Origin of the sequence: Mumia flava, assembly GCF_002797495.1 — a bacterium.
In the GTDB taxonomy this organism is placed as follows: Bacteria; Actinomycetota; Actinomycetes; order Propionibacteriales; family Nocardioidaceae; genus Mumia; species Mumia flava.
The window spans coordinates 34,771-58,658 of the sequence record NZ_PGEZ01000003.1; the positions used below are offsets into that span (position 1 = coordinate 34,771).

Below are 23,888 nucleotides of genomic sequence, written 5' to 3' on the forward strand. Positions count from 1 at the left end.
TCAGTCCACCAGCAGGTGCGAGACGCGCTTGGTGACGAGGTAGCCGTCGAGGCCCTCCGGACCGCCCTCGCGGCCGAAGCCGGAGTCCTTGAACCCGCCCGACGGCGCCTCGTGCACGGACCCACCGCAATGGTTGATCGACAGGATGCCCGCCTCGAACCCACGCACCATCCGCTCGGCCGTCGCCGACGACCGGGTGAAGCCGTACGCGGCGAGCCCGTACGGCAGCGCGTTCGCGATCGCGAGCGCCTCGTCCAGGTCGGTGTAGGAGACCACGGGAGCGATCGGCCCGAACGGCTCCTCCGTCATCACCGCCGCGGACGCCGGGACGTCGGTGAGCACGGTCGGCTCGAAGAAGTAGCCGGGCCGGTCGATCCGGTGGCCGCCGGTACGGAGGGTCGCGCCCGCGTCGACCGCGTCGCCGACCAGCCGCTCCATCGCGCTGAGCCGGCGGCCGTTGGCGAGCGGACCCATCCCTACGCCATCCTCGAGGCCGTCGCCGACGACGACCTGCTCGGCGGCCGTGACGAGCTCGTCGACGAACGCGTCGTGCAGACTCGCGTGGACGAGGAACCGGCTCGGCGACGTGCAGACCTGGCCGGCGTTGACGAACTTCGCCGCGGCCGCCTTCCGGGCTGCGTAGACGGGATCGGCGTCGGGCGCGACGATCACCGGAGCGTGGCCGCCGAGCTCCATCAGGCACGGCTTCATCTGCGCGCCGGCGGCCGCGGCCAGCAGCTTGCCGACCGGCACGGACCCGGTGAACGCGACCAGCCGGGTGACCGGCGAGTCGATCAGGTGAGCGGAGACCTCGGCCGGCTCCCCGAACACGAGGTTGAGCACGCCCGCCGGCACGCCCGCGTCGACGAAGCACTGCACGAGCGCGCACGCCGTACCGGGCGTCTCCTCCGACGCCTTGATCACGATCGAGCAGCCGGCCGACAGGGCCGCGGCGATCTTGCGCATCGGCGAGCCCGCCGGGAAGTTCCAGGGCGTGAACGCCGCGACCGGGCCGACCGGGACCGTCCGGACCGACAGCACGGTGTCGTCGGCGCTCGGGATGATCCGGCCGTACGCCCGCCGCGCGTCGTCGGCGTGCCAGCGCAGGCCGCCCGCGACCCGGGATGCCTCGCCGCGCGCCTCGGGCAGCGGCTTGCCCTGCTCGAGCGTCATGATCCGGCCGACCTCGGCGCTGCGCTCGACCAGGAGGTCGGCGGCGCGGTGCAGGATCGCCGTGCGCTGTGCGATCGGGGTGTCGCGCCACACCCGGAAGCCCTCGTCGGCGGCCGCGAGCGCGACGTCGAGGTCGTCGGTGGTCGCGAGCGGGACGTCGCCGAGCGTCTCGCCCGTCGCCGGGTTCACGACCGGGACGGTCTTGCCGCGGCTCCCGTCGGTCCACTCCCCCGCGACGTACATCTGGATCCGCGGGTAGCTGCGGTCCGCGTCGGTCGCTGCGTCGACCCGGTCGTCGGTCCGGGCGGCCTCGGCGCTGGTCATCGTGTGCCCTCGTTCCTCGGGGTCGTGATCTCGGCGGGCTGCTCCGCGTCGCGGTTCGTGCGCAGCGTCCAGACGTGGTGCGGGGGCGTCTCCTCGTGCACCCGGGTCTCGTAGCTGTCGTCGACGCGGTCCATGTCGGCGGCGTACTCGACCCGCCCGCCGCACGGCGCGTGCAGGAACCGGAAGACGTTGGAGCCCACGGTGTGCCGGCCGAGCCGCCGGGCCTCGCGCCAGCCCCGCTCGATCATGTGGTTGCCGCCCTCGATCACGTCGTCGAAGCTCGGCACCTCGAACGACACGTGGTTCGCGCCCGCGCGGTCGGGGCGGTGGCACAGCAGCAGGTTGTGCTGGTCGTCGTCGCCCTCCGCCTGCATGAACGTGCCCATCGGCTTGACGATGTCGGTGGCCCGGAACCCGAGCCGGTCGAGGTAGAAGTCGGTCGCCTCCTGCGCGCCCGCCTTCTCGATGTTGAGGGCGACGTGGCACATCCGGATCGGGCGGACCTGCCCGGTCGACACGACCGAGTCGTTCCAGCGCCCGACCGCGCCCCACCGGTTGTCGGCGGCGACGTCGCGGGCCTGGGGCTCGACCGGCCGGGCGACGGTGAGGCCGACCCCGAACCCGGACTCGTCCGCGAAGTGGGCCACGCCGTCGTCGGTCCACCGGACCGTACGGTCCGTTCCGACCGCGGCCACCAGCCGTTCGAGCGACTCGGGGCTGTCCACGCCCCAGACCACCTCGCGGATCGTCGGACCGGCCTCGAGCGGTGCCGGCAGCTCGGGCTCGGCCGCGGTCATGAGGTGGAACGTCTGCCCGACCAGCGTGCTCAGCTCGGCGCGCTCGTCGTCGCGGTGCCGCAGCGCCAGGCCGAAGTCGACGAAGAACCGCACGCACTCCTCGAGGTCGTCCACCTCGTACGTGACGGACTCGATCCGGTCGATTCCCAACGTTCGTCCTCTGCTTCGGATGAGGCCGCAGCCTCGGGTGATGGCGCCGCGGTGACCCACGTCACCGCCGTGCCTCGATCGTAGGAACGGCGTCCTGATCTCCTCAACGGCTGGAGCGGACCGGTGCCTCATCCCTTGCTTGCACGCCGCGCAGGAGCCGGTCGGCGACTCGACCCATCAGGCGGTGACCGTCTCCAGCTTCGGCATCGGGTTCTTCGCGAACCACGTGCTGAGGAAGTCGAGGAACACCTTCACCTTGCGCGGCGTCTGCTGCTCCGGGCTGTAGATCGCGTACAGGCTGCGGTCCGGGACGGCCAGCTCCGGGAGCAGGACCTCGAGGGTGCCGGCACGCAGCTCGTCGTAGACCGACCGCTGCGGGAGCAGCGCGATCCCGCGCCCGTGCACGGCGGCCTTCTGGAGGGCGATGTAGGAGTTCGACTGGTACGCGACGTTGCGGATCTTGTGCAGCGTGCTCTCGTGCCCGTGCCCGATCCGCCACACCGGGTCGTTCGAGTGCACCAGACAGTCGTGGTCCGCGAGCTCGTTCGGGTGCGACAGCCGCCCGTACCGCTTGAGGTAGCGCGCCGACGCCACCATCACGAACGGCAGGCTCGCCACCTTCTGGAGCCGCACCCGCGAGTCCCGGAGGTCACGCGTGTGGAACGCGACGTCGAACCCGCTGTCGAGGAAGTCGTAGGTCCGGTCGGACATCCCGCCGAGCTCGAACCGCACGTGGATCTTCGGGTGCGCGACCGCGAAGGCGGCGATGGCGTCCCCGAGGTCGAGCGTGCCGATCCACTTCGGGCAGATGATCGACAGGTGCCCCTCCGGCTTGTCGCGCATCTGCGCGATCGTCTCGTCCTCGGTGTCGATCTCGCTCAGGATCCGCCGCGCGAAGTCGCTGTAGCGAACCCCGTGCTCGGTCAGGCTGACCGAGCGGGCCGTGCGGTTGACCAGCCGGACCCCGATCTGCTTCTCGAGGTCGGCAACGTGGCGAGAGATCAGCGACCCCGAGGTCCCGAGTGCCTTCGCGGCGCCGCTGAAGCTGCCGACGTCGGCCACCGTGACGAAGCTGCGCATCACGAGCAGACGGTCCATGGTCCCTCTCTTCTCCCCCACGGTCCGGGCGCTGGCAGCCGGGTCGGCAGCCTGTCGGCCCACCTCACAGTGTGACCCACGTCCCAACCTCCTCGGTCGAGTGCAGGCCGCCGCTACGCGTTCGCGCTGTCGCCGGCGTCGACCTTCGCGTACCCGCGCACGTCGGGGAACGGGGGCACCCGGTCGGCCTGGAGGTCGACCTGGAAGGTGTTCAGGCACATCCCGAGCATCGTGAAGTTGCCGAGCGACCCGATCGCGTCGACCAGGCCCTGCGGCCCGAAGTGCTCGAGCGCGCGGGCGAAGGTCGCATCGGAGACGAAGTGCTCGGTCAGCACCTCGTGGCAGAAGTCGTGGAACGCCTGGTCGGCCTCGTCTGCGAAGGTGGCGGGCTCGCGGCGCGCGATCGCCTCGACCGCCTCGCGCGGCACGCCGGCCTCGACGGCCTTGTCGACGTGGGCGTTCCAGGAGTACTGCGCGTCCCAGTTGCGCGCCGCCATCAGCAGGGTGAGCTCGCGCAGGTGGGTCGGCAGGCTGGAGTCGAAGCGCGTGAATGCGCCGAGCGCCTCGACCCGGTCGCAGAGCTCGGGGCTGTTCAGCCAGACCTGGAAGGGTCCGCGTACGGCGCCGCGCCGGCCGGCGATCCGGTCGGCGATCTCACGGCCGCGGCCTTCGAGCTGGTCGATCTCGAGCTGAGGGAGTCGCATGGGGTGTCGCACCTCGTGGTGGTCAGGTCCCGTCAGGGACGGTCGATTCGGTCCGAACGTACTCACGGCCAGCGCCCGCTCCCACCGCCTGGAGCGCAACGTAACCGTGCACATCACACGCCCGAGGGAGCCGTGTCGACCTGCTGGCCGCGATGCGCGAGCCTGCGGGCACGACGGCGCTCACGGCCGTGCGGGGTCGAGGCGGGCGTTGCCGCCAGCAGCTTGCGGGTGTACGCGTGCTGCGGGTGGTCGAAGATCCGCTCCGCGCGACCCTGCTCGACGATCCGGCCCTGGTGCATCACGGCGATCCGGTCGGAGATGTGCCGGACGATCCCCAGGTCGTGGGCGATGAACAGGTAGCTGACCCCGGTGTCGGCCTGGAGGTCGGCGAGCAGGTTGATGATCTGGCCCTGGGTCGACAGGTCGAGCGCGCTCACCGCCTCGTCGCAGACCACGAGCCGCGGCTTCAGGGCAAGCGCCCGCGCGATCGCGACCCGTTGGAGCTGGCCACCGGACATCTGGTTCGGGAACCGCGACAGGTGGCTGCGCGCGAGCCCGACCCGTTCGAACGCGCTCGCCGCGGCATCGAGCCGCTCGGCCTTCGACCCGATCCCGTGCCGCCGCAGCGCGGTCGTGACAGCCGACCCGACGGTGTGCCGGGGATTCAGGGACGCCGCCGGGTCCTGGAAGACGGCCTGGACGTCGCGGCGGTACGACAGGGGGGTGGTCCGCCCCATCGCGGTGACGTCGACGCCGTCGAAGTCGATCGAGCCACCGGACGCCTCGACCAGGCGCAGGATCGCTCGCCCCGTCGTCGACTTGCCCGATCCGGAACCACCGACGAGGCCGAGGGTCTCGCCCGGCCGGATCTCGAAGGACACGTCCTGGACGACGGCGAGCGGACGCTTGCGCAGCGCCCCGCCCACGTCGTACGAGACCGCGAGGTCGCGCACGTCGAGCAGGGGCCGGTCGGTCTCGTGCGACGTGGCGCTCATCGTGGGGCTCCCGTCAGGGTCAGCTCGTCCGTCCGGATGCAGCGGGCCCCGTCGACGAACGGGATCGGGCGGTCCGTGCACTTCTCGGTGGCGAACGCGCACCGGCTCGCGAAGTGGCAGCCGGCCGGCCAGCTCCCGGCCATCGGGACGGTGCCGGGGATGGTGGGGAGCCGCTCGACGTCGGCGTCCCCGCTCGGGTTCGACGCGAGCAGGGCGGCGGTGTACGGGTGCTTCGGTCGGGCGAACAGCTCGCCCACCTCGGCGACCTCGACGATCTCCCCGGCGTACATCACGGCGACCCGGTCGCAGGACTCGGCGACCACGCCGAGGTCATGGGTGATCATCACGATCGCCATGCCGGTCTCCTCACGCAGGTCGAGGAGCAGGTCGAGCACCTGGGCCTGGGTGGTGACGTCGAGGGCCGACGTCGCCTCGTCGGCGATCAGGAGCTCGGGCTCCGAGGCCAGGGCCATCGCGATCGCCACGCGCTGGGCCATGCCGCCGGAGAACTCGTGCGGGTACTGGTCGAGCCGGCGGTGCGGCTCGTCGACGCCCACCCGCTCGAGCAGCTCGGCCGAGCGTGCTCGCGCCTGCTTGCGGCTCATCCGCTGGTGGGCCCGGAGCGGCTCGGCAAGCTGCCGGCCGATCGTGTGCACCGGTGAGAGAGCCGCGCCTGGGTTCTGGAAGACGGCACCGAGCTGCGGCCCGCGCACATCGCGCAGCTCACGCTCGGTGCTGTGAGCGATGTCGCGACCCTCGAGGACGACCTGGCCCTGCGTCAGCCGGATGCCCGGCGGGAGCAGCCCGAGCACGGAGCGCGCCAGCATCGACTTGCCGGAGCCCGACTCGCCGAGCAGACCGAGGATCTCACCCTTCCGGACCGTCAGGTCGACGTCGCGGACGAGCGGCACCACGGTGCCGTTCGGCCGGCCCAGCCCGACCGAGACCTGACGGACGTCGAGCAGCGTGTCGGGATCGGTGACCACGGGTGCTCCCCCGGCCTTCGCCGCACGCGCGGCGGCCTCGGCATCGGCTGCGGCGATCGCCGCAGCAGCCGCCCGCGCGGCCCGCGCCCGTTCGCGCCGGCTCGGCGAGGTCGCCCGCTCGCCGGCGAGGGCGTCGTTGAGACCGTCCCCGACGAGGTTGAACGCGAGCACCGTCAGCACGATGGCGATACCCGGCGGGAAGGGGACGAACGGCTGGACGCCCTGGTCCTGGGCCGCGTCGGAGAGCATGGCGCCCCACGTCGCCACGTCGGACTCGAGCCCGAGACCGAGGAAGCTCAGGGCCGACTCGACCATGATCGCCGCGCCCATGAACACCGCGGCCTGCACGACCAGCGGCCCGGCGAGGTTGGGGAGCACCTGTCGGAAGACGATGTCCGACGAGCGCAGCCCCGACACGCGCGCCGCGTCGACGTAGAGCTTCTCCCGCTCGACGAGGGTCACCGCCCGGGTCATGCGCGCGAAGTTCATGCAGAAGATCAACCCGATGGCGATCATCAGGTTCGTCAGACCGCGTCCGAGGATCGCGATCACGGCGAAGCCGACGAGCATGCCGGGGAGCGCCTGCGCGACGTCCATGCCGCGCGATCCGATCCGGTCCCACCAGCCGCCGCGGAAGCCGAGCAGCAAGCCGATCGGCACGCCGATCGCCATCGCGACGACGACGGATCCGAGTGCGATCACGAGCGCGATCCGGGCGCCGTAGATCAGCCGGCTGAGCACGTCACGCCCGTACGCGTCGGTGCCGAGCCAGTGCTCGGCGGTCGGCCCCTGCAGCGCGGCGGCGAAGTCCTTCTCCGCCGGGTCGTAGGGCGCGAGCCACGGGGCGAGCAGCGCGACGACCACGACGAGGGCGAGCAGGCCGAGCGCGATCAGGGCGCCGGGGTGGTGCCGCAGCCGGCGCAGGACCTGCATCGTGCCGGACGCCTGCCTCGGCTCGGGCTCGGGCGACGACGAGGCACCGACGAGGGGCGAGGTGGTGGGCCCCTGCGCTGCGACCGGCGCGGACGGACGGGTGGAGGGAGTCTCGATCATTGCGGACGTGCCTTCGGGTTGAGCAGGCCGTAGCCCAGGTCGATGAGCAGGTTCACGACGATGACGAGGCAGGCGATCATCAGCACACCCGCCTGCACGACCGGGAAGTCCTTCCCGATCACGCTGCGCAGCATGAGGTCACCGACGCCGGGGAAGGCGAAGACCTTCTCGACGACGAAGCTCGCTCCGATCATGATCGTGACGGTGATGCCGGTCGACGCCAGCACGGGGACCATCGCGTTCTTCAACGCGTAGCGCATCACGATCCGCCGGCGGGACACGCCGGCGGCCGTGAGGGTGTCGACGAACGGCGACGAGAGTGCCTGCACCATCGCACCGCGGGTCTGGCGCGCGATCAGCGCGGCGGCGCCGATCCCGAGCGCGAGCGACGGCAGGATCAGTCCTCGGGCCCAGGCGACGGGGTCGTCGGTGACGGGAGTCCAGGAGATCACGGGGACCCATCCGAGCTGGACGGCGAAGACCAGCGTCAGCACGAGCCCGAGCCAGAACTCCGGGATCGCCAGGCCCACTGCCGTCGCGGCGGCGACCGTACGGTCGGCGAGCCCGCCGGCGCGCACGCCGGCGAGCACGCCCAGGCCGATGCCGAGGACGACCGCGACGAGCAGGCCGCCCAGCACCAGGGAGAGCGTCGCGGGGAACCGTTCGAGAAGCGTGTCGGTGACCGGGAGGGAGGAGGAGTAGGAGGTTCCGAAGTCACCGGTGAACGCTGCGCCGTACCACTCGACCAGCCGTTGGAGCGGCGGCGCGTCGAGTCCGAGCTGGCTCTCCAGCTCGGCGATCCGCTCGGGGTTGGCCTGCGCCCCGAGGATGGCCGCCGCCGGGCTCCCCGGGACCATGTAGGTCATCGAGAAGACCAGCAGCGACACGAGGACCAGCTGGGGCGCCACGAGGGCGAGGCGGTAGCCGATGAGCTTGCCCATCAGGCCACCTGCCCCGCCACTCGTGCGGTCGACGCGAAGGTCACGAGCCGCCACCCGCAGGCTGGAGGGCCTGGTAGTCGACCAGGTTCGGCTCCCAGGGTTGGCTCGACGGGGCCACACCGGTGACGACGTCGGCGTTCCAGGCGATCAGCTCCTCGCCGACCATGTGCCCGCAGGCCAGGGCCTCGTCGGCGATGACCTTCGTGACGTCGGCCCACAGCGCGTCGGCCTCCTCGGAGGCGCCGGCCGCGATCGCGGCGTCGGCGGCGGCCTTGAGCTCGTCGCTCTCCACACCGGACGGGTTGCCCGGCGCGTCCGCTGCGAACCAGGCGCGGTACCAGTCGTACGGCGTGAGCTCGTCGTTGCTGCCCAGGCCCATCGGGTAGCGGCCGCTGTTCCACTCCGAGAAGTACTGCGGCGGCGGTGCGGACTGGACCGAGACGTCCATCCCGGCCTCGCCCATCTGATCCGCGTAGACCTGGATCTGGTCCTCGTTGAACACGGTGGCCAGGATCTCGGCACTGACCGACGGGTTGCCGGCCTGCTGCATCAGGCTGTTCGCCTCGTCGGTGTCGACCGGGTAGCCGTCGATCTGGTCGTTGTAGCCGGGCTCACCCTCGGCGAAGTGCTGCGTCGCCGAGACCATGTCGCCCGCGAGATCGGCGACGACCTGCTGGTCGATCGCGTAGCACGCGGCCCGCCGCACGTCGACGTCCTCGAAGACGCCGCCGGGGCCGCGGTCGAAGAACTGGAGGTTGTTGCGGATCGCCGGGTACGACAGCGTCTCGATGTTGTCGCGACCCTCGAACTGCGACTGCACGTACGTCTCGGAGTCGCCCAGGTCGATCTCGCCGCTCGCGAGGGCGGCTGCTGCCGCGTTGTCGTCCTCGATCGCGTAGAGCTCGATCGTGTCGAAGCCGACGTCCTCGCCCCAGTAGTCGTCGTACGCGGTGAAGCTCATCTGCGTGCCCGAGCTCGACGCCGACTCGTCGTAGGCCCACGGGCCGGTGCCGACCGGGTCCGTCGCGACCGACCCGTCCGCGATCGCCTCCGGGCTCGCCATGGGCGCGCCGCGGGTCGACAGGAACGTCAGGAGCGACGGGGTCGGGCTCGCGAGGTTCAGCGTGACGGTCTGGTCGTCCACGACCTCGACCGACTCCACGACCTGCAGCGGCGCGGAGTACGGACCCTGGCTGCCCTGGATCGCCTCGATGTTCGCCTTCACCGCCTCGCCGTCGAACGGGGTGCCGTCGTGGAACGTGACCCCCTCGCGCAGCGTCAGGGTGAGAGCATCATCGGTCTGCTCCCACTCGGTGGCCAGGACCGGCTCGATCTCCCCGCCCTCGCCCAGCGCGACCAGCGTCTCGTACGGGACGCGCATGTAGCCGGCTTCCATCTCGGCGCCCGGCGCCCAGCTCTCGGGGAATCCACCCCAGTTGGCCGCCAGCGTGCCCGACGCGGCCGACCCGTCGGAGTCCGAACCGTCCGAGCTGCCGCTGCAGCCGGCCAACGCCAGCGCCGCGACCATCGCCGGGACGACGGACGATCTCAGCAGTGCCTTCTTCATGATGGTGGACTCCTCCTCAGGGCCACAGGAACCTCGTTGCGGTTGTACATAACCACCCTGTGAGAGCAGTCACATGCCCCTTTGGTGCAACGTAACCGTGCACGTTGCGCGCCTCTCGGCCGAGCCCGTCGCCCCTACGGTCGAGACAGTCGCGAAACCAGGAGGATGCATGACCGTCATCGTGAAAGCGGCCGAGGTGCCGCTGATGGACCGGGGTGGCGCCGTGGTCACCACGCCGCTCGTCACGACCCCGGTCGCCGGTGGCGAGAACGAGATCACCAGCGGGATGAGCGTCTATCCGATCGGCAGCGGAGCCCCCCTCCACTCGCACAACTGCGCCGAGCACGTGACCGTCCTGGAGGGGGAGGCCGAGGTGTTCGTGGAGGGCCGGACCACCCGGTTGAGCCAGTACGACACCACGTACATCCCGTCGCCGCTCCCCCACCTCTTCCGCAACGTCGGGGACACGCCGCTGCGGATCCTGTGGGTCTACACGTCCGGGGTCGTCACCCGAACGTTCACCGAGACCGGCGTGACGGTCGAGCACCTGTCGCCCGAGGACCAGATGGGCTCCGACGACTGACACCGTCTCCGCGCCGCGGGTCCGCGCCCCCGAGGACCCGCGGCGCGGCCCACCGTCACCGCCCGTCGCCGAGGTAGCCCAGGCACAGGCGCACCAGCTCGTCGAGGAGCTCGTCGCGCGTGATCGCCGGCTGGTCGAGAACCCAGCGCACGGCCAGGTTCTCCAGCGCGAGCACGAGGACCCACGCCACCGCCTCCGGCCGGCGCCCCGCCACCAGCCCCGGCCGTACGGCGACGTAGGCGGCGACCAGGTCGCTGACCCGTCGTTCGAGGGCGATCCGACGGGCCTCGTTCTGTCGCGCGGGCAGCTCGGTGAAGACGACCCGCAGCAGCGCGACGTTCTGCTCGAGCGCGACCAGCAGCGCGTCGGCGCTCGTACGCACCATGCCCGGCCCGGTCTCGCCGAGCCGGTCGGCGAGTGCGGCGGCGACCTCGTCGGAGACGTCGTCGGCGTAGCGGGCGACGATCGCGGCGACGACGGCGTGCTTGTTGCCGAAGTACTGGTAGAGCGAGCCGGGGCTGATCCCGGCGGCCTCGGCGACGCGGTTGGTGGAGAACCCGTCGTACCCGTCGCGCAGCAGCACCTCCCGCCCTGCCGCGAGGATCCGCTCGACGGTGTCGCGCGATCGGGCCTGGCGGGGCAGCTTGCGCGGGTGCAGATCGGCCTCGGGCGCGGCGGGGCCCGTACGGCGTGGGGTGGCGGCCATGACGCGAATGGTATGCGAGTGATGACTCGCGTCAGGATGGACCCATGACGACAGCACCGCCCGTCACCGACCACACCGCAGCGCCGGAGCCCGCACCGCGCTACCCGAGCCGCTTCCGCGCGGGCGAGCAGCGCGGCGCGAGGCTCGGTCGGCCCCTGCGCCTGATCACCGGGCTGCACGACGACGTCGACGAGGACCTGATGCGCCGCCTCGGCGAGTCGATGTGGCGCGGTGACGACGTCGCGGACGCGCTCGCCGACGCGATCCGGATGCGAGCGGGCACGCCGGGGCGGGTGCCGATGGCCGACTTCCACACGCGGCTCCGCGAAGGACCCGGCTCGATCCCCGACGAGCCCGAGGCGCTCACCTCGTTCTTCGCCGCGGTCGAGGCGACCCCCGACTGGCTCGACCTCGACCTGCTCGCCGAGGGTGCCCGCACGATGCGCCGCTTCGGCCGCAACGCCGCCGACGTGCTGCTCCAGCTGTCGCTGATCGGCGGGTACCGGTTCGGCGGGCCGACGGACCTGCTGGTCGCGACCGGCGGCCTGACCGGCGACATGACCCGGCGCCGGCTCGCCGAGACGCAGAAGTGGGCGGTCGCGATCGCCCAGCCCGACGCGATGTTCCCGTACGCCGAGGGCTGGCGCCTCACCGTCCACGTCCGTGCGATGCACGCGTTGGTGAACCGCACCTTCGCACCGACCTGGGACGTCGACCGCTGGGGCCTCCCGGTCAACCAGACCGACCAGGCCGCGACGCTCGGGCTTTTCGACGGGGTCCTGCTGATCGGCGTCCGCGCGCTCGGCGTGCCCGTCAGCGCGGACGAGTCGCGGGCCGTGATGCACCTGTGGAAGTACGTCGGGTGGCTGATGGGGGTCGCCGACGAGTGGCTCGTGGACACCGAGCGCGAGCGGCACCGGATCAACCTGCACGTCCTGCGCGCCCAGGACACCATCACCGATGCGGGACCCCAGCTGGCGCAGGCGATCATCGAGGCGCTCCGCGACCTGCCGAACGGCCGGTTCCGGGCCGAGCGCACCCTGTCGATGCTGACGACGTTCCTCGGGCCGACGTCGACGCGCGAGCTCGGGCTGCCGGTGCGGGTGCCGTGGGGCACCGCCGCCACGATCGCCGAGAACACCGTCCGCTACCGCGTCCTCAACCGCGGAGAGCGGGGCCGCCGCCGCCTCGAGCAGTGGGGCGACCGGGTCGCCGACCAGCTGCTGCGCGACTACTACGGCGACGCCGACCAGGAGCTGGGCGCGCTGGGTTGACCGGGGCTAGCCTGAGGCCGGGCGACGGGCCGGGGGTGGCGAGATGGACGACGGGCGCGCACGAGCGCTGGAGACGGCGCACGAGAACGCCCGGCGCTTCCTCGCCGGGCTGGACGACCGTCCGGTGTGGCCGCGCGCCGAGTACGACGCGATGCTCGAGGCGTTCGGTGGGCCCCTGCCGGCGGCGGGTGCGGACCCCGCGGCGGTGGTCGACGAGCTGGCCCGGATCGCCGACCCCGGACTCGCCGGCATCGCGGGCGGGCGCTTCTTCGGCTTCGTGATCGGCGGCGAGCTGCCCGCCGCGCTGGGTGCGGACTGGCTGACGTCGGTCTGGGACCAGAACGGCGCCCTCACGTCCCTGACGCCGGCAGCAGCCGCGGCGGAGACCGCGGCGGTCGCGTGGTTGGTGGAGGCCCTCGGCCTGCCGACCGGGACGGTCGCCGGTCTCGTGACCGGCGGCATGATGGCGAACTTCACCTGCCTCGCCGCCGCGCGCCACCAGGTGCTCGCCGACGCCGGTTGGGACGTCGCCGAGCAGGGTCTCGTCGGTGGCCCCTGGATCCGGGTCGTCGTCGGCAAGCACCGGCACGACACGGTCGACATGGCGCTGCGCTACCTCGGCATCGGCCGTACGGCGATCGTCGAGGTCGCGACGGACGACCAGGGCCGGATCCTGCCGGAGGCGCTGTCCGACGCGCTCAGCAGCGGCGGTGGACCGACGATCGTGTGCCTCCAGGCCGGCGAGGTGCACACCGGGGCCTTCGATCCGTTCCCCGAGGCGATCGCGCTCGCGCGGGAGGCCAAGGCGTGGGTGCACGTCGACGGCGCGTTCGGACTCTGGGCCGCTGCCTCTGAGCAGCTCGCGGACCTGACCCGCGGGGTCGCCGAGGCCGACTCGTGGGCGACCGACGCCCATAAGACGCTCAACGTGCCGTACGACTGCGGGCTCGCGTTCGTCCGCGACGCGACACCGCTGACCGCGTCCTTCGGGATCGAGGTCGACTACCTGATCGCGGGGGCGGGCGATCCGCTCGACCGGGTGCCGGAGTTCTCCCGGCGGGCCCGCGGCTTCACGGTCTGGGCCGCGCTGCGCAGCCTCGGTCGCGACGGGCTCGCGAACCTCGTCGAGACGCTGGCGGCACGGGCGGCGCGGTTCGCCGAGGGCGCGGCGCGGATCCCGGGCGTGGAGGTCGTGAACGACGTGGTCTTCACCCAGGTGATGGTCCGGCTCGACGACGACGCCCGTACGGCCGCGCTCGGTCGGCAGCTGCTGGCCGACGGGACTGCGGTCCTGACACCGGCGGTGTGGGACGGCCGCGCGGCGCAGCGCTTCTCGGTGTCGAGCTGGTCGACGAGCGAGACCGACGTCGACCGCACGGTCGAGGCGCTCGCACGCGCGGTCGCGGCGGTGTCCTGACGCGCGGCCCTACTGCTCGCCGCGGGCCGCCTCCCACTCCTCCCGCGTGATCGCGTACTCGACGTCGCCGTGCTCGTCGCCGTCGATCCGGACGGGCCAGTCGGCGTGGAACGTGCGGACGTACCGCAGTCCCGACTTCTCCATCACGCGCCGCGATGCGGTGTGGACCGCCATCGCCTCCGCGTACACACGGCTCGCGCCGAGGTCGGCGAACGCATGGTCGACCAGGGCGCGCGAACCCTCCGCGGCGTAGCCCCTACCCCAGGCGTCCCGGCGCAACCGGTATCCCAGCTCCGGTTCGTCCGGACCGGCGTCACGACCCGGCCGCAGGTGGAACCACCCGACGAACCGGCCGGTGTCCCTCTCGACGGCGGCCCAGTACCCGTACCCGTCCGCGCGCTGCCGGGACGCGACCAGCGCCGGGAGGACGTCGTCGACGATCTCGTCGCGCGGAGTCGCCGACCCACCGTTGATGAACCGCATCACCGCCGGATCGGCGTCCAGCGCCACGAGGTCGTCGGCGTCGTCGGGAGTGAACCAGCGCAGCACCAGACGGTCGGTCTCGAGCAGGACGTCCATGCCAGGAGTGTGACGGTCGCTCAGCACCTGGTCCACGCCTCTCGCTTTACACAATTGAGTAGTTGTACAACTGATAGGTTGTGATAGCGTCGCGAGCATGACGGTGATCGACGACGATCTGACGCTGGTGTTCACTGCGCTGGCCGACCCCACCCGACGAGCACTCCTCGAGCGGCTCGCCGAGCAGGGCGAGGCGCCCGTCCACCAGCTCGCCAAGCCCTTCGCCATCTCACAGCAGGCGATCTCCAAGCACCTCAAGGTCCTGGAGAACGCGCGACTGATCACGCGGCGGCAGGCCGCACAGACGAGACTGTGCGCCTTCGACGGTGACCGGCTGGACCACGCCGCCGACTGGATCGCCCGTCACCTCGCTATCTGGGCCGATCGGCACGACCAGCTCGCGGCGCACCTCGCCGCCCTCCGAGCCACCACCGACGACGCCGACAACCGCACCGACTCCGACGAAGGGAACAACGCCCGATGACCACAGGCGAGCTCACGTACACCCGAGTCCACGACGCACCCCCAGAGCTGGTCTTCGACTGTATGACGCAGCCCGAGCACCTCACGCACTTCTGGGGCCCGACCGGGACGAGCACGCCGGTCGAGGAGATCACGGTCGACCTGCGTCCCGGCGGCTCGTTCGAGACCGTGATGGTGAGCGACGCGGACGGCAGCACCTATACGATGCGGGCCGTCTACCTGACCATCGACCGACCACGCCGGCTCGCCTGGTACGAGGGGGACGTCGAGGGAGGCATGCGTACCGAGGTCACGTTCTCCCGGCTGCCGGACGGCCGCACCGAGGTCGTGACCCGGCAGAGCAACGTCCCCGAGCCGTTCCTGGCCCCGGAGGCCCGCGCCGGGTTCGAGACGAGCCTCGCGCGCTTCGATGCCTACCTCGCCACCCTCGTCACGCACCCACCAGCCTGAGGAGCCGGCCATGCCCACCACCACTGCACCCGACGGAACCGCCCTCAGCTATGAGACCACCGGGGCCGGCCCTGCGCTCGTCCTGGTCGACGGAGCGATGTGCCATCGAGGTGGTGGCCCGATGCGCGCGGTCGCCGCCGCGGTGTCGGACCGCTTCACGGTCACTGCCTACGACCGACGCGGCCGGGGCGAGAGCACGGACACCACTCCGTACGACGTCCACCGCGAGATCGAGGACCTGCGGACAGTGATCGCTGCCACCGGGGGCCGCGCAGCGGTGTACGGGATGTCGTCGGGGGCTGTGCTCGCGCTCCGCGCAGCGGCCGTGGCGCCCGAGATCAGCGCGCTCGCCTTGTACGAGCCTCCGTTGCTCGGCGAGCTCGATGACGAGGAGACCACGGCACAGGCCGCCGCGTACACCCGCACCCTGAGCGCTGCGCTGACCAGCGGCCGCCCGGGCGACGCGGTCGCCGCCTTCCTCCGGTCGGTGGGCGCCCCCGCCGACGCGGTCGAAGGGATGCGCACGAGTCCGGCCTGGGACGCGATGGTGTCGATCGCGCCCACCCTCGCGTACGACGACACGCTGATGGGCGACGGTCGTGTCCCCCCGGATGTCGCCCGGGACGTCACCGTACCGACGCTCGTGATGACCGGCTCCGAGAGTCCACTCGGTCTTCAGCGTGCCGCCGAGGCGACTGCGGTCGCGATCGGGGCCGCAGAGCTGGTGACGCTCCCGGATCAGACGCACGACGTCGACCCCGGGGTGCTCGCTTCAGCCCTGACGCGCTTCCTGCACGGCTCAGCGTGAACGAGACTCCCCCTACGGCATGCAGCTGCCGGTGAGCGTGAACGTCGTCGGCTGAGCGCTGTCGTCGGCGATCGTGCCGTGCCCGGACGCGGTCACGCTGCCGTCGTCGCCGATCTGGAACTGTTCGATCCGGCCCTCGAACTCCGGCCCACCGGTCACGACCACCGAGCCGGTCCCGCCGCTGACCTCCACCGTCGCGGTCCCGGTGCCGTCGGTGAACTCGACCGACAGCGTCGACTCGTCGGGGTTGTCGCACGACTGCGCGGTGCCGTCGAAGTCGACCGTGTCGTCCTCGGTCTCGAGCTCGAACTCCAGCCCGTCGTCACCGTCGTCGTCCGTCGCATCGTCGCTCGCGTCGTCCGCGGCGTCGTCGGTCGTCTCGGTCACCGTCGCGTCGTCGGACCCGTCGTCCCCGTCGTCGTCACCGCAGCCGGCCGCGAAGAACAGCAGCCCCGCCGAGGCGAGCAGAGCGATCCCTGTCCGAACGTTCATCCGTACCCCCTGGTATCCGTGACGACGTCATGTGGTGCGAGCGAGTCCCGCGGGATCAGCGTGGGGGACGCGTCGCACGCTCGCAACACGGCGCACCAGCACCCGCCGTACGCCGGTCGTGCTGCACTCGCGGTGGCGTTGCGGGCACTCGCGGTGGCGCCGCGCTGCGGACGCGGCAGGGTGGAGGCATGGCCCTCGCGGTGTGCCTGCTCTTCGACCCGCGCTCGGCCCGCCGTGTGCGGGACCTGTGGACGCGGCTGGAGGACGAGGGCGTGCACACGCTGGCGACCCACACGCACGGCCGGCACCACCCGCACCTCTCGTACGCGGTGCTGCGCACGTGGGACCGTGACCGGGTCGACGCGGCACTGTCCGGTCTCGCCGACGGCGGTCCGTTCATCGCGCTCTGCCACGGGACGCTGGTCTTCCCTCGCGGCCGGGTCGCACTCGCCCCGTCCCTGCCGGCCGACGTCGCGCTGCGCCAGGACCGGGTCGTACGGGCGCTCGCGAGCGCCGGCGCGGACCTGCACCGCCACTACGGGCCGGGCGCGTGGATCCCGCACGTCTCGGTGGCGACCCGCGCACCGGGGGCCGAGCTGCCGCGCGTCGTGAAGGTCGTGACCGACGCCCTCCCCCTGGAGGTGCTGGTCGACCGAACCGCGCTGATCGACACGTCGGACGGGACGACGTGGCCGCTGGACGGTGTGCTGTGAGCGACGGAGCGGGGCCGTGCCCGACCGTGCCGGCCGGGGAACCGGTCCGGGTCGCGGACCTGGTCGCGGGGCTGTCGCGCCTGGCGGACCTCGGGTTCGGTCTCCCCTCCGGTACGGCGCTGCGCGGGTGCGCGCTGGCGACGCGTCTGGCCCGCGCAACGGGTGCCGGGGATGCGGAGGTCCGCGCGACCTACTACACCGCGCTCCTGCACCACGTCGGGTGCGTGGGGTGGGCGACGGAGTCGGCGGCGGTGTTCGGAGAGAACCTCACAGTCAATCGCGCGGCCGCCGTCACCGACCTGGCGTCGACGGCCGCGATCGTCCGAACGTTCCTCCCCGGTGCCACCGCCAGTCTGCGACCGCTGGCCCGGGCCCGCGCGACCGCGTCCGGCGTGCTGCACCTGCGCGGGTGGGGCGACGGGTTCGTCGCGACCGCGTGCGAGGTCGCGTGCGCGTCGGCGGGTCGGCTCCACCTGCCGCGGGCGGTGCAGGACGCGCTGCTGCACGTGTTCGATCTGTGGGCGCCTCCGCGCGGCGCAGTGGTCCCGGGCGGGTCTGCGATCCCGCTGGCCGCGCGGATCGCCCGGCTCGCCGGGATCGCCGTCCTGTTCGACGAGCTCGGCGGTCCCGAGGTGGCGATGCAGGCCCTCGAACGACGCTCCGGCGGGATGCTCGACCCAGACCTCGTCACCGTCTTCCGCGGCCACCGTGACGCTCTGCTGCCGGAGGAGCCGATCGGGGTCGAGGGGGTGCTCGCGCTCGAGCCGCACCCGTACGCGGTGACGGACGAGCCGGCGGCGGTCGCACGGCTGTACGGGGAGCTGGCTGATCTGGTGAGCCCGAAGCTGACCGGGCACGCGGCCGGGGTCGCGCGGCTCGCGACCGCGGCCGGGGTTGCGCTCGGCCTGCCCGACGCCGACGTCCGGGATCTCGAGGTCGCCGGCTGGCTCGCCGACGTCGGCGTGGTCGCGGTCTCCAATGCCGTCTGGGACGCGCCCGGCCGGCTCGATGTCGACGCATGGGAACAGGTGCGCCTGCACCCGTACCATGCGAGCAGGATCGTCGCCGCCTCCCCGACGCTGGCCCGGCTCGCACCCGCGGTCGCGCGCCATCACGAGCACCTCGACGGCAGCGGCTACCCGTTCGGTCTGACGGCCCGGCATCTGACGACGGTCGAACGGGTGCTGGCTGTCGCGGTCGCCTACCGGACGGCCCTCGAACCGCGCCCGCACCGCCCGGCGGCCAGCCCGGACGGGGCCGCCGAGCGCATCACGGGCCGGGCACGCTGCGGGCAGCTCGACGCCGACGCGGTCCGAGCGGTCTTGGAGGTTGCCGGCCACGCCCACCCGGCGCGGATCGCCGTGCCCCTGCCGGCCGGGCTGTCGGTGCGGGAGGCGGAAGTCCTCGGTCTGCTCGCACGCGGTCTGAGCAACGCCGCGATCGCGGAGGCTCTGGTGATCTCGCGTCGTACGGCCGAGCACCACGTCCAGCACGCGTACGCGAAGATCGGCGTCTCGACCCGCGCCGCGGCCACGCTCTTCGCGGTCAAGCACGACCTCCTCGGACCACGCTGAGCCACGCCTCCGGGCCGGCGGTGAGCTGGTTCCCACGCCTCCGGACCGGCGGTGAGCTGGTTCCCACGCCTCCGGACCGGCGGTGAGCTGGTTCCCACGCCTCCACTCTCGGTGGGAACCAGCTCACCGCGCGCACCCGAGGAAGCCGGCGGATCCGGCGCGGATGGGCAGACCTACCGATGCCGGGTGCGTTCCGACCGGCGGAGCCTGGGGACATCGCGACCGAGGAGGGTCACCATGATCACCACCGGCACCACCACGTACCCCGTCGTCTCGCCCGACGGCACCACGATCGACGTCCACGTCCGGGGTGACGGACGACCGGTCGTGATCGTGCACGGCACCACGTCGACCCACCGCTCCTGGGACGCCTTCGTCGACGCACTCGACGGCCGGGTCCGCACGTACGTCCTCGACCGCCGCGGGCGGCTGGGCAGCACCGACACCGAGCCGTACGCCTTCGCCCGCGAGGTCGACGACCTCGTCGCCGTCGTCGCCGACGTGGCGGAGCGGGAGGGCTGCGACGTCGACGTGTTCGGGCACTCGTACGGCGGGGCGATCGCGTTCCTCGCCGCTCCGCGCTGCGGCCGGCTGCGGCGGCTCATGCTGTACGAGGGGTGGCCGACCCCCGACCGGGCCGACCGCGAGGTCGACGAAGAGCTTCTGCGCGCGATCGAGGCACCGCTGGCCGCGGGCCACCCCGACGAGGCGTTGCGCGTCTTCTATCGGAGGATGGTCCGGATGACCGACGCCGAGCTCGATGCCGTCGCCGCCGACCCGGCCTGGCCGGCCCGGGTCTCGACCGCCGCGACGATCCCCCGCGAGCTGCGTGCGTTCGGCGAACTCGCGTTCGACCCGGCTGCTGCGGCTGCGATCCGCGTCCCGACCCTGCTGCTCGTCGGGGCCGACTCGCCCGACGCGATCGCCGCCGACCCCGACGTGGTCGCCGCCGCGATCCCGGACGCCCGGATCCAGCTCCTCCCCGGGCAGACCCACATGGCTCACGTGGCGGGACCCGACCTGCTCGCCGACGCGATCGTCACCTTCCTTCACGCTGTGTGAACGCAGGCCCGTCTCGGTCCGCGCGTTCGGGGGGCCAGGTCACACAGCGCGACGGGGCGAGCCGCCGTCGCCCAGGACGCTGCGGAGCAGCGACACGAGCTGCTCACGCTCGGCGTCGGTCAGTGCCGACAGCGTCTCGGCCTGCGCCCCGCGGATCCGCTCGTCGAGCTCGTCGAGCCGCCGTCGGCCATCGGCCGTGAGCGTCAGGAGGTTGCGTCGACGGTCGGCGGGATCGGGTTCGCGGACCACGCAGCCGGCGTCCGCGAGGCGGTCGACCAGGCGGACGACGTCGCTGCGGTCGAGCCCGATCCGGCCGGCGAGCTCCACCTGACTGATCGGGCCCTGCTCGTCCAGGCATGCCAGGGCGGCGAACTCGCTGCGATGACCGTCCACACCGGTGAGCGCCGACGCGACCTCGCGCCGGGCGTGCAGGGCCGCCTGGGCCAGCAGCCAGCTGGGGAGCGTACGCAGCCGCTCGGGCGCCTCGTCGAGATTCACGTTGTCACGGTAGCGGGCTCTGCCTATTGTTGGTATTACCCATCATTGGTTACTCCACGAAAGGGAGCTCATGTCCACCACCCTCTCCAGCACCGACGCCACCCCAGCAAGCCTGACCGACGAGCACGTGCTCACCACGCTGATGAGCCGGCTCGGTCGCTGCCTCGACACGGGCGACTTCGACGGCCTGCGGCACCTGTTCGCCGCCGACGCCGAGGTCACGACGCCGGGCGGCACCGCACGGGGCCACGACGCCCTCGTCGCGCAGGCCCGCAAGCGCCACAGCGCCGACGCCGGCGTCTGGCACAGCATCACCAACCCGCTGACCGACATCGACGGCGACGAGGCCGACCTGCGGGCCAACCTGCTGGTCGCGTTCGCGCACGACGGCCCGGCCGACCCGTCCCCGTTCCTGCTCGGCGAGGTGTACGAGGCGCACGCGCGCCGTGCCGCCGACGGCTGGCGGCTGACCCGGCTGCGGAGCATCCCGGTCTGGACCCTCAACCGTCCGGACACCCTGCCGGGCGACTGACCGGCCGCACCCGGCCGTACGAGATCCATGACCGTGTCGGCGGCCGCGGACACGGCAGTGGACGCGGCCGTCGGCCGATGCTAGGACGGAACGGACGCTACGTGGGAGGCATCACCGTGACCGACATCGACAGCAGTGTCAGCCCGCCGGCCGCGCTCGCCGAGCGCGACGACGCGATCACGATCGACGAGCTGCGGCTCGCGACCCGCAACCACGGGATGCCGCTGGAGGTGCTCGACCTCGACGTGACGCCGCCCGGACTGCACTACGTCCTCGTGCACTACGACATCCCGCTGGTCGACCCGGCGACCTGGACGCTCGAGGTCGACGGGCACGTCGACACCCCGCTGAGCCTGACCGCGGCGGACCTCGACACGCTCCCGGCGGCGAGCGCGCGGGTCACGCTCGAGTGCGCCGGCAACGGGCGCGCCCGGACCTCACCGCGTCCGCTCAGCCAGCCGTGGCTCGACGAGGCCGTCGGCACGGCGTCGTGGTCCGGCGTCCGCCTGGACGCGATCCTCGAACGCGCGGGAGTCCTGCCGGGCGCGGTCGACGTCGTCTTCACCGGCGCCGACCACGGGGTCGAGCGCGGGGTCGAGCAGGACTACCAGCGCGCCCTCTCGGTCGAAGAGATCGACCGCGGCGAGGCGTTCCTCGCGACGTCGATGAACGGCGTGCCGCTCCCGCCGCAGCACGGGGCGCCGCTGCGGCTCGTCGTGCCCGGCTGGTACGGGATGGCGCACGTGAAGTGGCTGACCCGCATCACCGTCCTCGACCACGCGTTCGACGGGTTCCAGAACGCCACGGCGTACCGGATCAAGACCGACCCGGACGACCCCGGCGTGCCGGTGACCCGGATCGAGCCGCGCGCGCTGATCCGACCGCCCGGGTTCCCCGACTTCCAGACCCGCACGCGCGTGGTCGACGCCGGCCCGGTGACGCTGTCCGGCCGAGCCTGGTCCGGGCACGCGCCGATCGAGCGGGTCGAGGTCAGCACCGACGACGGCACCACCTGGTCCGACGCCGAGGTCGAGCCGGCCGGCACCGACCCGTACGCCTGGCGGCGCTGGACGGCGCGGTGGGACGCCGAGCCCGGACGCACGGTCCTGCGCGTCCGGGCCACGGACGCCTCCGGCCGCAGCCAGCCGCTGGAACAGCAGTGGAACCGTCAGGCGATGGCCAACAGCCACGCCCAGGCCGTCCCGGTGCTGGTGCGCGGCTGACACGCACCCTCGCGTCAGCGGCTGACCGTCCTCCTCATCGCACGGTCCCCGTCACCAGCAGGTACTCCCACTCCATCACGACACCGTCGTCGCCACCGTGGTCGTAGCGGCGCGCGAGGTCGGCGAGCTCCGCGTCCAGCGCGGCGACCCGCTCGGGGTCCTCGGCGTTGAACCCGTACGCGACGATCGTCGGCCCGTACGCCTCCTTGAAGAGGTCCCGGAAGTCCTCCGGCGCCGCGAACGCCTCGACGCGGACCGTCCGACGCTCCAGCCGGAGGTCGGCCACCCGGTCGCCGAACAGCTCGCGGACGTGGTCCTCGCTCCCCCACAGCGGCGGCGGCTGCGCCCCGGGCGGGGGCGGCGGCGCGAACGGCTTCATCGTCGCGAACATCTGGCCGATGAACCCCTGCGGCGTCCAGCTGATCAGCCCGATCCGCCCGCCCGGCGCGCACACGCGGACGAGCTCGTCGGCCGCCGGGCCGTGGTGCGGCGCGAACATCACGCCGACGCACGACATCACGACGTCGAACCCGTCGTCGTCGTACGGCAGCGCCTCCGCGTCGGCCTCCTGCCACTCCAGCGTCGCCCCGCGCTCGTCCGCGGCGGCACGGCCGGCATCCAGCAGGGCCGGCGACAGGTCGCTCGCGACGACGTCCGCTCCGCGGAGCGCGGCCGGGATCGCCGCGTTGCCGGCCCCGGCGGCCACGTCGAGCACCCGCTCGCCCGCCCGTACGCCGAGCGCCTCGACCAGCGTCGCTCCGAGCCCCGGGATCACCGTCCGCTCGACGGCGGGATAGTCGCCCATCCCCCACATCGCCCGGTGCTTGCCCTTCAGCGCCTGGTCCTCGGGCGTACCGACGCCCTGGTTGTCCCCCATCGTGCTTCCTTCCTCGTGGTGGTTCCTCGGGTCAGGACGCTACGAACGAGGCCGGGGTCGCGCCTAGTACCGGATCTGTACCACCGGCGTGCAACGCCGGCCGGGCAGCGACGGACGCAGGCGTACGGTGACCAGATGGGTGCGTCGTACCACCAGTTCTGCCCGGTCGCGAAGGCGATGGAGCTGCTCGACGAACGCTGGACGCTGCTCGTCGTGCGCGAGCTCGTGATCGGCAGCCGGCACTTCAACGAGCTGCGCCGCGGGCTCCCGCGGATGTCGCCGACGCTGCTGTCCAAGCGGCTCCAGCAGCTGGTCCGGGCCGGGGTCGTGCAGCGCCGCGTCGACGGCGACGACGTGACGTACGAGCTGACGCCGGCCGGCGCCGAGCTGCGCGGCGTGGTCGAGACGATCGGTCAGTGGGGCACGCGCTGGATCGGTGAGCTCGGGGACGCCGACCTGGACCCGAACCTGCTCCTGTGGGACATGCACCGCAACGTCGACCGGGCCGCGGTCGACGAGATCCCGGCGGTCGTGCACGTGGCCTTTCCCGAGATGACGGGTCGGCTCCGTGACTGGTGGCTGGTGATCGACGCCGACGAGGTCGACGTGTGCGACATCGACCCGGGCCGTCCGGTCACGGTCACGATGACCTCCAGCCTGCGCGACCTCACCCGCGTGTGGCGCGGCGACCTGACCTGGACCGACGCCGTCCGCAGCGGCCGGCTCCACGTGGACGGGCCGGCGGCCGTACGGCGGGCGCTGCCGGGCTGGTTCACGATGTCGGACTTCGCGTCGGTGCCACGCCCCGCCGCCGTGGGCTGAGCCGGCT

Annotated in this window: 25 protein-coding genes; 12 read left to right on the forward strand and 13 right to left on the reverse strand. The window is 72.5% G+C overall.

The genetic code is table 11. From position 1 onward, the window contains the following. The 8 genes from CLV56_RS19560 to CLV56_RS19595 all read right to left on the reverse strand — a co-directional run bounded on the left by CLV56_RS19560 (position 1) and on the right by CLV56_RS19595 (position 9,788). Complete coding sequence (locus tag CLV56_RS19560) at positions 1–1,497, reverse strand: NAD-dependent succinate-semialdehyde dehydrogenase (RefSeq protein WP_211288238.1); 1,497 nt, start codon at positions 1,495–1,497, stop codon at positions 1–3. Then, positions 1,494–2,444, reverse strand: coding sequence for a VOC family protein (locus CLV56_RS19565; RefSeq protein WP_039355853.1), 951 nt, complete (start codon positions 2,442–2,444; stop codon positions 1,494–1,496). Before CLV56_RS19565 ends, CLV56_RS19560 begins: the two co-directional genes overlap by 4 nt. A gap of 177 nt (positions 2,445–2,621) precedes the next feature. Continuing rightward, positions 2,622–3,542 carry a LysR family transcriptional regulator gene (locus tag CLV56_RS19570; protein ID WP_039355850.1) on the reverse strand — a complete coding sequence of 307 codons (921 nt, stop codon included), beginning with the start codon at positions 3,540–3,542 and terminating at the stop codon, positions 2,622–2,624. 113 nt (positions 3,543–3,655) lie between these two features. Continuing rightward, positions 3,656–4,246 carry a carboxymuconolactone decarboxylase family protein gene (locus CLV56_RS19575; RefSeq protein WP_039355848.1) on the reverse strand — a complete coding sequence of 197 codons (591 nt, stop codon included), beginning with the start codon at positions 4,244–4,246 and terminating at the stop codon, positions 3,656–3,658. A gap of 113 nt (positions 4,247–4,359) precedes the next feature. Beyond that, positions 4,360–5,241 (reverse strand): ATP-binding cassette domain-containing protein, encoded by an 882-nt coding sequence (locus CLV56_RS19580; RefSeq protein ID WP_100415554.1) that lies wholly within the window; start codon positions 5,239–5,241, stop codon positions 4,360–4,362. After that, the gene (locus CLV56_RS19585; protein ID WP_100415555.1) at positions 5,238–7,280 is read right to left on the reverse strand and encodes a dipeptide/oligopeptide/nickel ABC transporter permease/ATP-binding protein; all 2,043 of its coding nucleotides are present in this window, start codon (positions 7,278–7,280) and stop codon (positions 5,238–5,240) included. The genes CLV56_RS19580 and CLV56_RS19585 overlap by 4 nt, the downstream gene beginning before the upstream one ends. After that, positions 7,277–8,221, reverse strand: a complete 945-nt coding sequence (locus CLV56_RS19590; RefSeq protein WP_039355845.1) for an ABC transporter permease — start codon at positions 8,219–8,221, stop codon at positions 7,277–7,279. Before CLV56_RS19590 ends, CLV56_RS19585 begins: the two co-directional genes overlap by 4 nt. Before the next feature lie 40 nt (positions 8,222–8,261). After that, entirely contained in the window at positions 8,262–9,788 is a 1,527-nt protein-coding gene (locus tag CLV56_RS19595) for an ABC transporter substrate-binding protein (RefSeq protein ID WP_039355842.1), read from the reverse strand. A 169-nt stretch (positions 9,789–9,957) separates the two neighbouring features. Here CLV56_RS19595 and CLV56_RS19600 point away from each other — a divergent pair, with 169 nt between their 5' ends. Further along, positions 9,958–10,371: a cupin domain-containing protein gene (locus CLV56_RS19600; RefSeq protein WP_039355839.1), complete on the forward strand. Its 414-nt coding sequence runs from the start codon at positions 9,958–9,960 to the stop codon at positions 10,369–10,371. Positions 10,372–10,426: 55 nt separating this feature from the next. Here the strand turns inward: CLV56_RS19600 and CLV56_RS19605 are convergent, their stop codons facing one another. Then, entirely contained in the window at positions 10,427–11,077 is a 651-nt protein-coding gene (locus CLV56_RS19605) for a TetR/AcrR family transcriptional regulator (RefSeq protein ID WP_100415556.1), read from the reverse strand. A gap of 44 nt (positions 11,078–11,121) precedes the next feature. Between CLV56_RS19605 and CLV56_RS19610 the strand changes: the two genes are divergently transcribed. After that, positions 11,122–12,351, forward strand: coding sequence for an oxygenase MpaB family protein (locus tag CLV56_RS19610; RefSeq protein ID WP_039355836.1), 1,230 nt, complete (start codon positions 11,122–11,124; stop codon positions 12,349–12,351). 43 nt (positions 12,352–12,394) lie between these two features. Beyond that, the gene (locus CLV56_RS19615) at positions 12,395–13,768 is read left to right on the forward strand and encodes a pyridoxal phosphate-dependent decarboxylase family protein (RefSeq protein WP_039355833.1); all 1,374 of its coding nucleotides are present in this window, start codon (positions 12,395–12,397) and stop codon (positions 13,766–13,768) included. A gap of 9 nt (positions 13,769–13,777) precedes the next feature. Here CLV56_RS19615 and CLV56_RS19620 read toward each other — a convergent pair whose 3' ends face one another. Continuing rightward, positions 13,778–14,347 (reverse strand): GNAT family N-acetyltransferase, encoded by a 570-nt coding sequence (locus CLV56_RS19620; protein WP_039355829.1) that lies wholly within the window; start codon positions 14,345–14,347, stop codon positions 13,778–13,780. Between the two features lie 97 nt (positions 14,348–14,444). On the opposite strand from CLV56_RS19620, the gene CLV56_RS19625 reads away from it, so the two are divergent. Genes CLV56_RS19625 through CLV56_RS19635 form a run of 3 tightly spaced genes read left to right on the forward strand, consistent with a single transcriptional unit; the run spans position 14,445 to position 16,088 of the window. After that, complete coding sequence (locus CLV56_RS19625; protein WP_245858010.1) at positions 14,445–14,831, forward strand: ArsR/SmtB family transcription factor; 387 nt, start codon at positions 14,445–14,447, stop codon at positions 14,829–14,831. Beyond that, entirely contained in the window at positions 14,828–15,280 is a 453-nt protein-coding gene (locus CLV56_RS19630) for an SRPBCC family protein (RefSeq protein ID WP_100415557.1), read from the forward strand. Before CLV56_RS19625 ends, CLV56_RS19630 begins: the two co-directional genes overlap by 4 nt. 10 nt (positions 15,281–15,290) lie before the next feature. Next, the gene (locus CLV56_RS19635; RefSeq protein ID WP_039355825.1) at positions 15,291–16,088 is read left to right on the forward strand and encodes an alpha/beta fold hydrolase; all 798 of its coding nucleotides are present in this window, start codon (positions 15,291–15,293) and stop codon (positions 16,086–16,088) included. A gap of 12 nt (positions 16,089–16,100) precedes the next feature. Here CLV56_RS19635 and CLV56_RS19640 read toward each other — a convergent pair whose 3' ends face one another. Further along, positions 16,101–16,580, reverse strand: a complete 480-nt coding sequence (locus CLV56_RS19640) for a hypothetical protein (protein WP_039355821.1) — start codon at positions 16,578–16,580, stop codon at positions 16,101–16,103. 188 nt (positions 16,581–16,768) lie between these two features. Between CLV56_RS19640 and CLV56_RS19645 the strand changes: the two genes are divergently transcribed. From CLV56_RS19645 to CLV56_RS19655, 3 genes are all read left to right on the forward strand, one after another. Continuing rightward, entirely contained in the window at positions 16,769–17,293 is a 525-nt protein-coding gene (locus tag CLV56_RS19645; RefSeq protein ID WP_039355818.1) for a 2'-5' RNA ligase family protein, read from the forward strand. Beyond that, on the forward strand, positions 17,290–18,867 hold the full coding sequence (locus tag CLV56_RS19650; protein WP_100415558.1) for an HD domain-containing phosphohydrolase: 1,578 nt from the start codon (positions 17,290–17,292) through the stop codon (positions 18,865–18,867). The genes CLV56_RS19645 and CLV56_RS19650 overlap by 4 nt, the downstream gene beginning before the upstream one ends. 237 nt (positions 18,868–19,104) lie before the next feature. After that, positions 19,105–19,929 carry an alpha/beta fold hydrolase gene (locus CLV56_RS19655; protein WP_039355814.1) on the forward strand — a complete coding sequence of 275 codons (825 nt, stop codon included), beginning with the start codon at positions 19,105–19,107 and terminating at the stop codon, positions 19,927–19,929. Positions 19,930–19,968: 39 nt separating this feature from the next. Here CLV56_RS19655 and CLV56_RS19660 read toward each other — a convergent pair whose 3' ends face one another. Continuing rightward, the gene (locus CLV56_RS19660) at positions 19,969–20,427 is read right to left on the reverse strand and encodes a MarR family winged helix-turn-helix transcriptional regulator (RefSeq protein ID WP_039355811.1); all 459 of its coding nucleotides are present in this window, start codon (positions 20,425–20,427) and stop codon (positions 19,969–19,971) included. Between the two features lie 70 nt (positions 20,428–20,497). Between CLV56_RS19660 and CLV56_RS19665 the strand changes: the two genes are divergently transcribed. Together CLV56_RS19665 and CLV56_RS19670 are read left to right on the forward strand one after the other, a co-directional pair. Then, the gene (locus CLV56_RS19665; protein ID WP_100415559.1) at positions 20,498–20,959 is read left to right on the forward strand and encodes a nuclear transport factor 2 family protein; all 462 of its coding nucleotides are present in this window, start codon (positions 20,498–20,500) and stop codon (positions 20,957–20,959) included. Positions 20,960–21,075: 116 nt separating this feature from the next. After that, complete coding sequence (locus tag CLV56_RS19670) at positions 21,076–22,182, forward strand: sulfite oxidase (protein ID WP_039355937.1); 1,107 nt, start codon at positions 21,076–21,078, stop codon at positions 22,180–22,182. A 34-nt stretch (positions 22,183–22,216) separates the two neighbouring features. Here CLV56_RS19670 and CLV56_RS19675 read toward each other — a convergent pair whose 3' ends face one another. Further along, a complete protein-coding gene (locus tag CLV56_RS19675; protein ID WP_039355808.1) occupies positions 22,217–23,059 on the reverse strand; it encodes a class I SAM-dependent methyltransferase in 843 nt (280 codons plus the stop codon). 135 nt (positions 23,060–23,194) lie between these two features. On the opposite strand from CLV56_RS19675, the gene CLV56_RS19680 reads away from it, so the two are divergent. Continuing rightward, positions 23,195–23,881: a winged helix-turn-helix transcriptional regulator gene (locus CLV56_RS19680; RefSeq protein ID WP_039355805.1), complete on the forward strand. Its 687-nt coding sequence runs from the start codon at positions 23,195–23,197 to the stop codon at positions 23,879–23,881. Positions 23,882–23,888 lie beyond the last annotated feature (7 nt).

Coding starts and splice junctions, on each gene's coding strand:
- CLV56_RS19560 (WP_211288238.1), bottom strand. CDS start 1,497: ATGACCAGCGCCGAGGCCGCCCGGACCGACGACCGGGTCGACGCAGCG.
- CLV56_RS19570 (WP_039355850.1), bottom strand. CDS start 3,542: ATGGACCGTCTGCTCGTGATGCGCAGCTTCGTCACGGTGGCCGACGTC.
- CLV56_RS19575 (WP_039355848.1), bottom strand. CDS start 4,246: ATGCGACTCCCTCAGCTCGAGATCGACCAGCTCGAAGGCCGCGGCCGT.
- CLV56_RS19580 (WP_100415554.1), bottom strand. CDS start 5,241: ATGAGCGCCACGTCGCACGAGACCGACCGGCCCCTGCTCGACGTGCGC.
- CLV56_RS19585 (WP_100415555.1), bottom strand. CDS start 7,280: ATGATCGAGACTCCCTCCACCCGTCCGTCCGCGCCGGTCGCAGCGCAG.
- CLV56_RS19590 (WP_039355845.1), bottom strand. CDS start 8,221: ATGGGCAAGCTCATCGGCTACCGCCTCGCCCTCGTGGCGCCCCAGCTG.
- CLV56_RS19595 (WP_039355842.1), bottom strand. CDS start 9,788: ATGAAGAAGGCACTGCTGAGATCGTCCGTCGTCCCGGCGATGGTCGCG.
- CLV56_RS19600 (WP_039355839.1), top strand. CDS start 9,958: ATGACCGTCATCGTGAAAGCGGCCGAGGTGCCGCTGATGGACCGGGGT.
- CLV56_RS19605 (WP_100415556.1), bottom strand. CDS start 11,077: ATGGCCGCCACCCCACGCCGTACGGGCCCCGCCGCGCCCGAGGCCGAT.
- CLV56_RS19610 (WP_039355836.1), top strand. CDS start 11,122: ATGACGACAGCACCGCCCGTCACCGACCACACCGCAGCGCCGGAGCCC.
- CLV56_RS19615 (WP_039355833.1), top strand. CDS start 12,395: ATGGACGACGGGCGCGCACGAGCGCTGGAGACGGCGCACGAGAACGCC.
- CLV56_RS19620 (WP_039355829.1), bottom strand. CDS start 14,347: ATGGACGTCCTGCTCGAGACCGACCGTCTGGTGCTGCGCTGGTTCACT.
- CLV56_RS19625 (WP_245858010.1), top strand. CDS start 14,445: ATGACGGTGATCGACGACGATCTGACGCTGGTGTTCACTGCGCTGGCC.
- CLV56_RS19630 (WP_100415557.1), top strand. CDS start 14,828: ATGACCACAGGCGAGCTCACGTACACCCGAGTCCACGACGCACCCCCA.
- CLV56_RS19635 (WP_039355825.1), top strand. CDS start 15,291: ATGCCCACCACCACTGCACCCGACGGAACCGCCCTCAGCTATGAGACC.
- CLV56_RS19640 (WP_039355821.1), bottom strand. CDS start 16,580: ATGAACGTTCGGACAGGGATCGCTCTGCTCGCCTCGGCGGGGCTGCTG.
- CLV56_RS19645 (WP_039355818.1), top strand. CDS start 16,769: ATGGCCCTCGCGGTGTGCCTGCTCTTCGACCCGCGCTCGGCCCGCCGT.
- CLV56_RS19655 (WP_039355814.1), top strand. CDS start 19,105: ATGATCACCACCGGCACCACCACGTACCCCGTCGTCTCGCCCGACGGC.
- CLV56_RS19665 (WP_100415559.1), top strand. CDS start 20,498: ATGTCCACCACCCTCTCCAGCACCGACGCCACCCCAGCAAGCCTGACC.
- CLV56_RS19675 (WP_039355808.1), bottom strand. CDS start 23,059: ATGGGGGACAACCAGGGCGTCGGTACGCCCGAGGACCAGGCGCTGAAG.
- CLV56_RS19680 (WP_039355805.1), top strand. CDS start 23,195: ATGGGTGCGTCGTACCACCAGTTCTGCCCGGTCGCGAAGGCGATGGAG.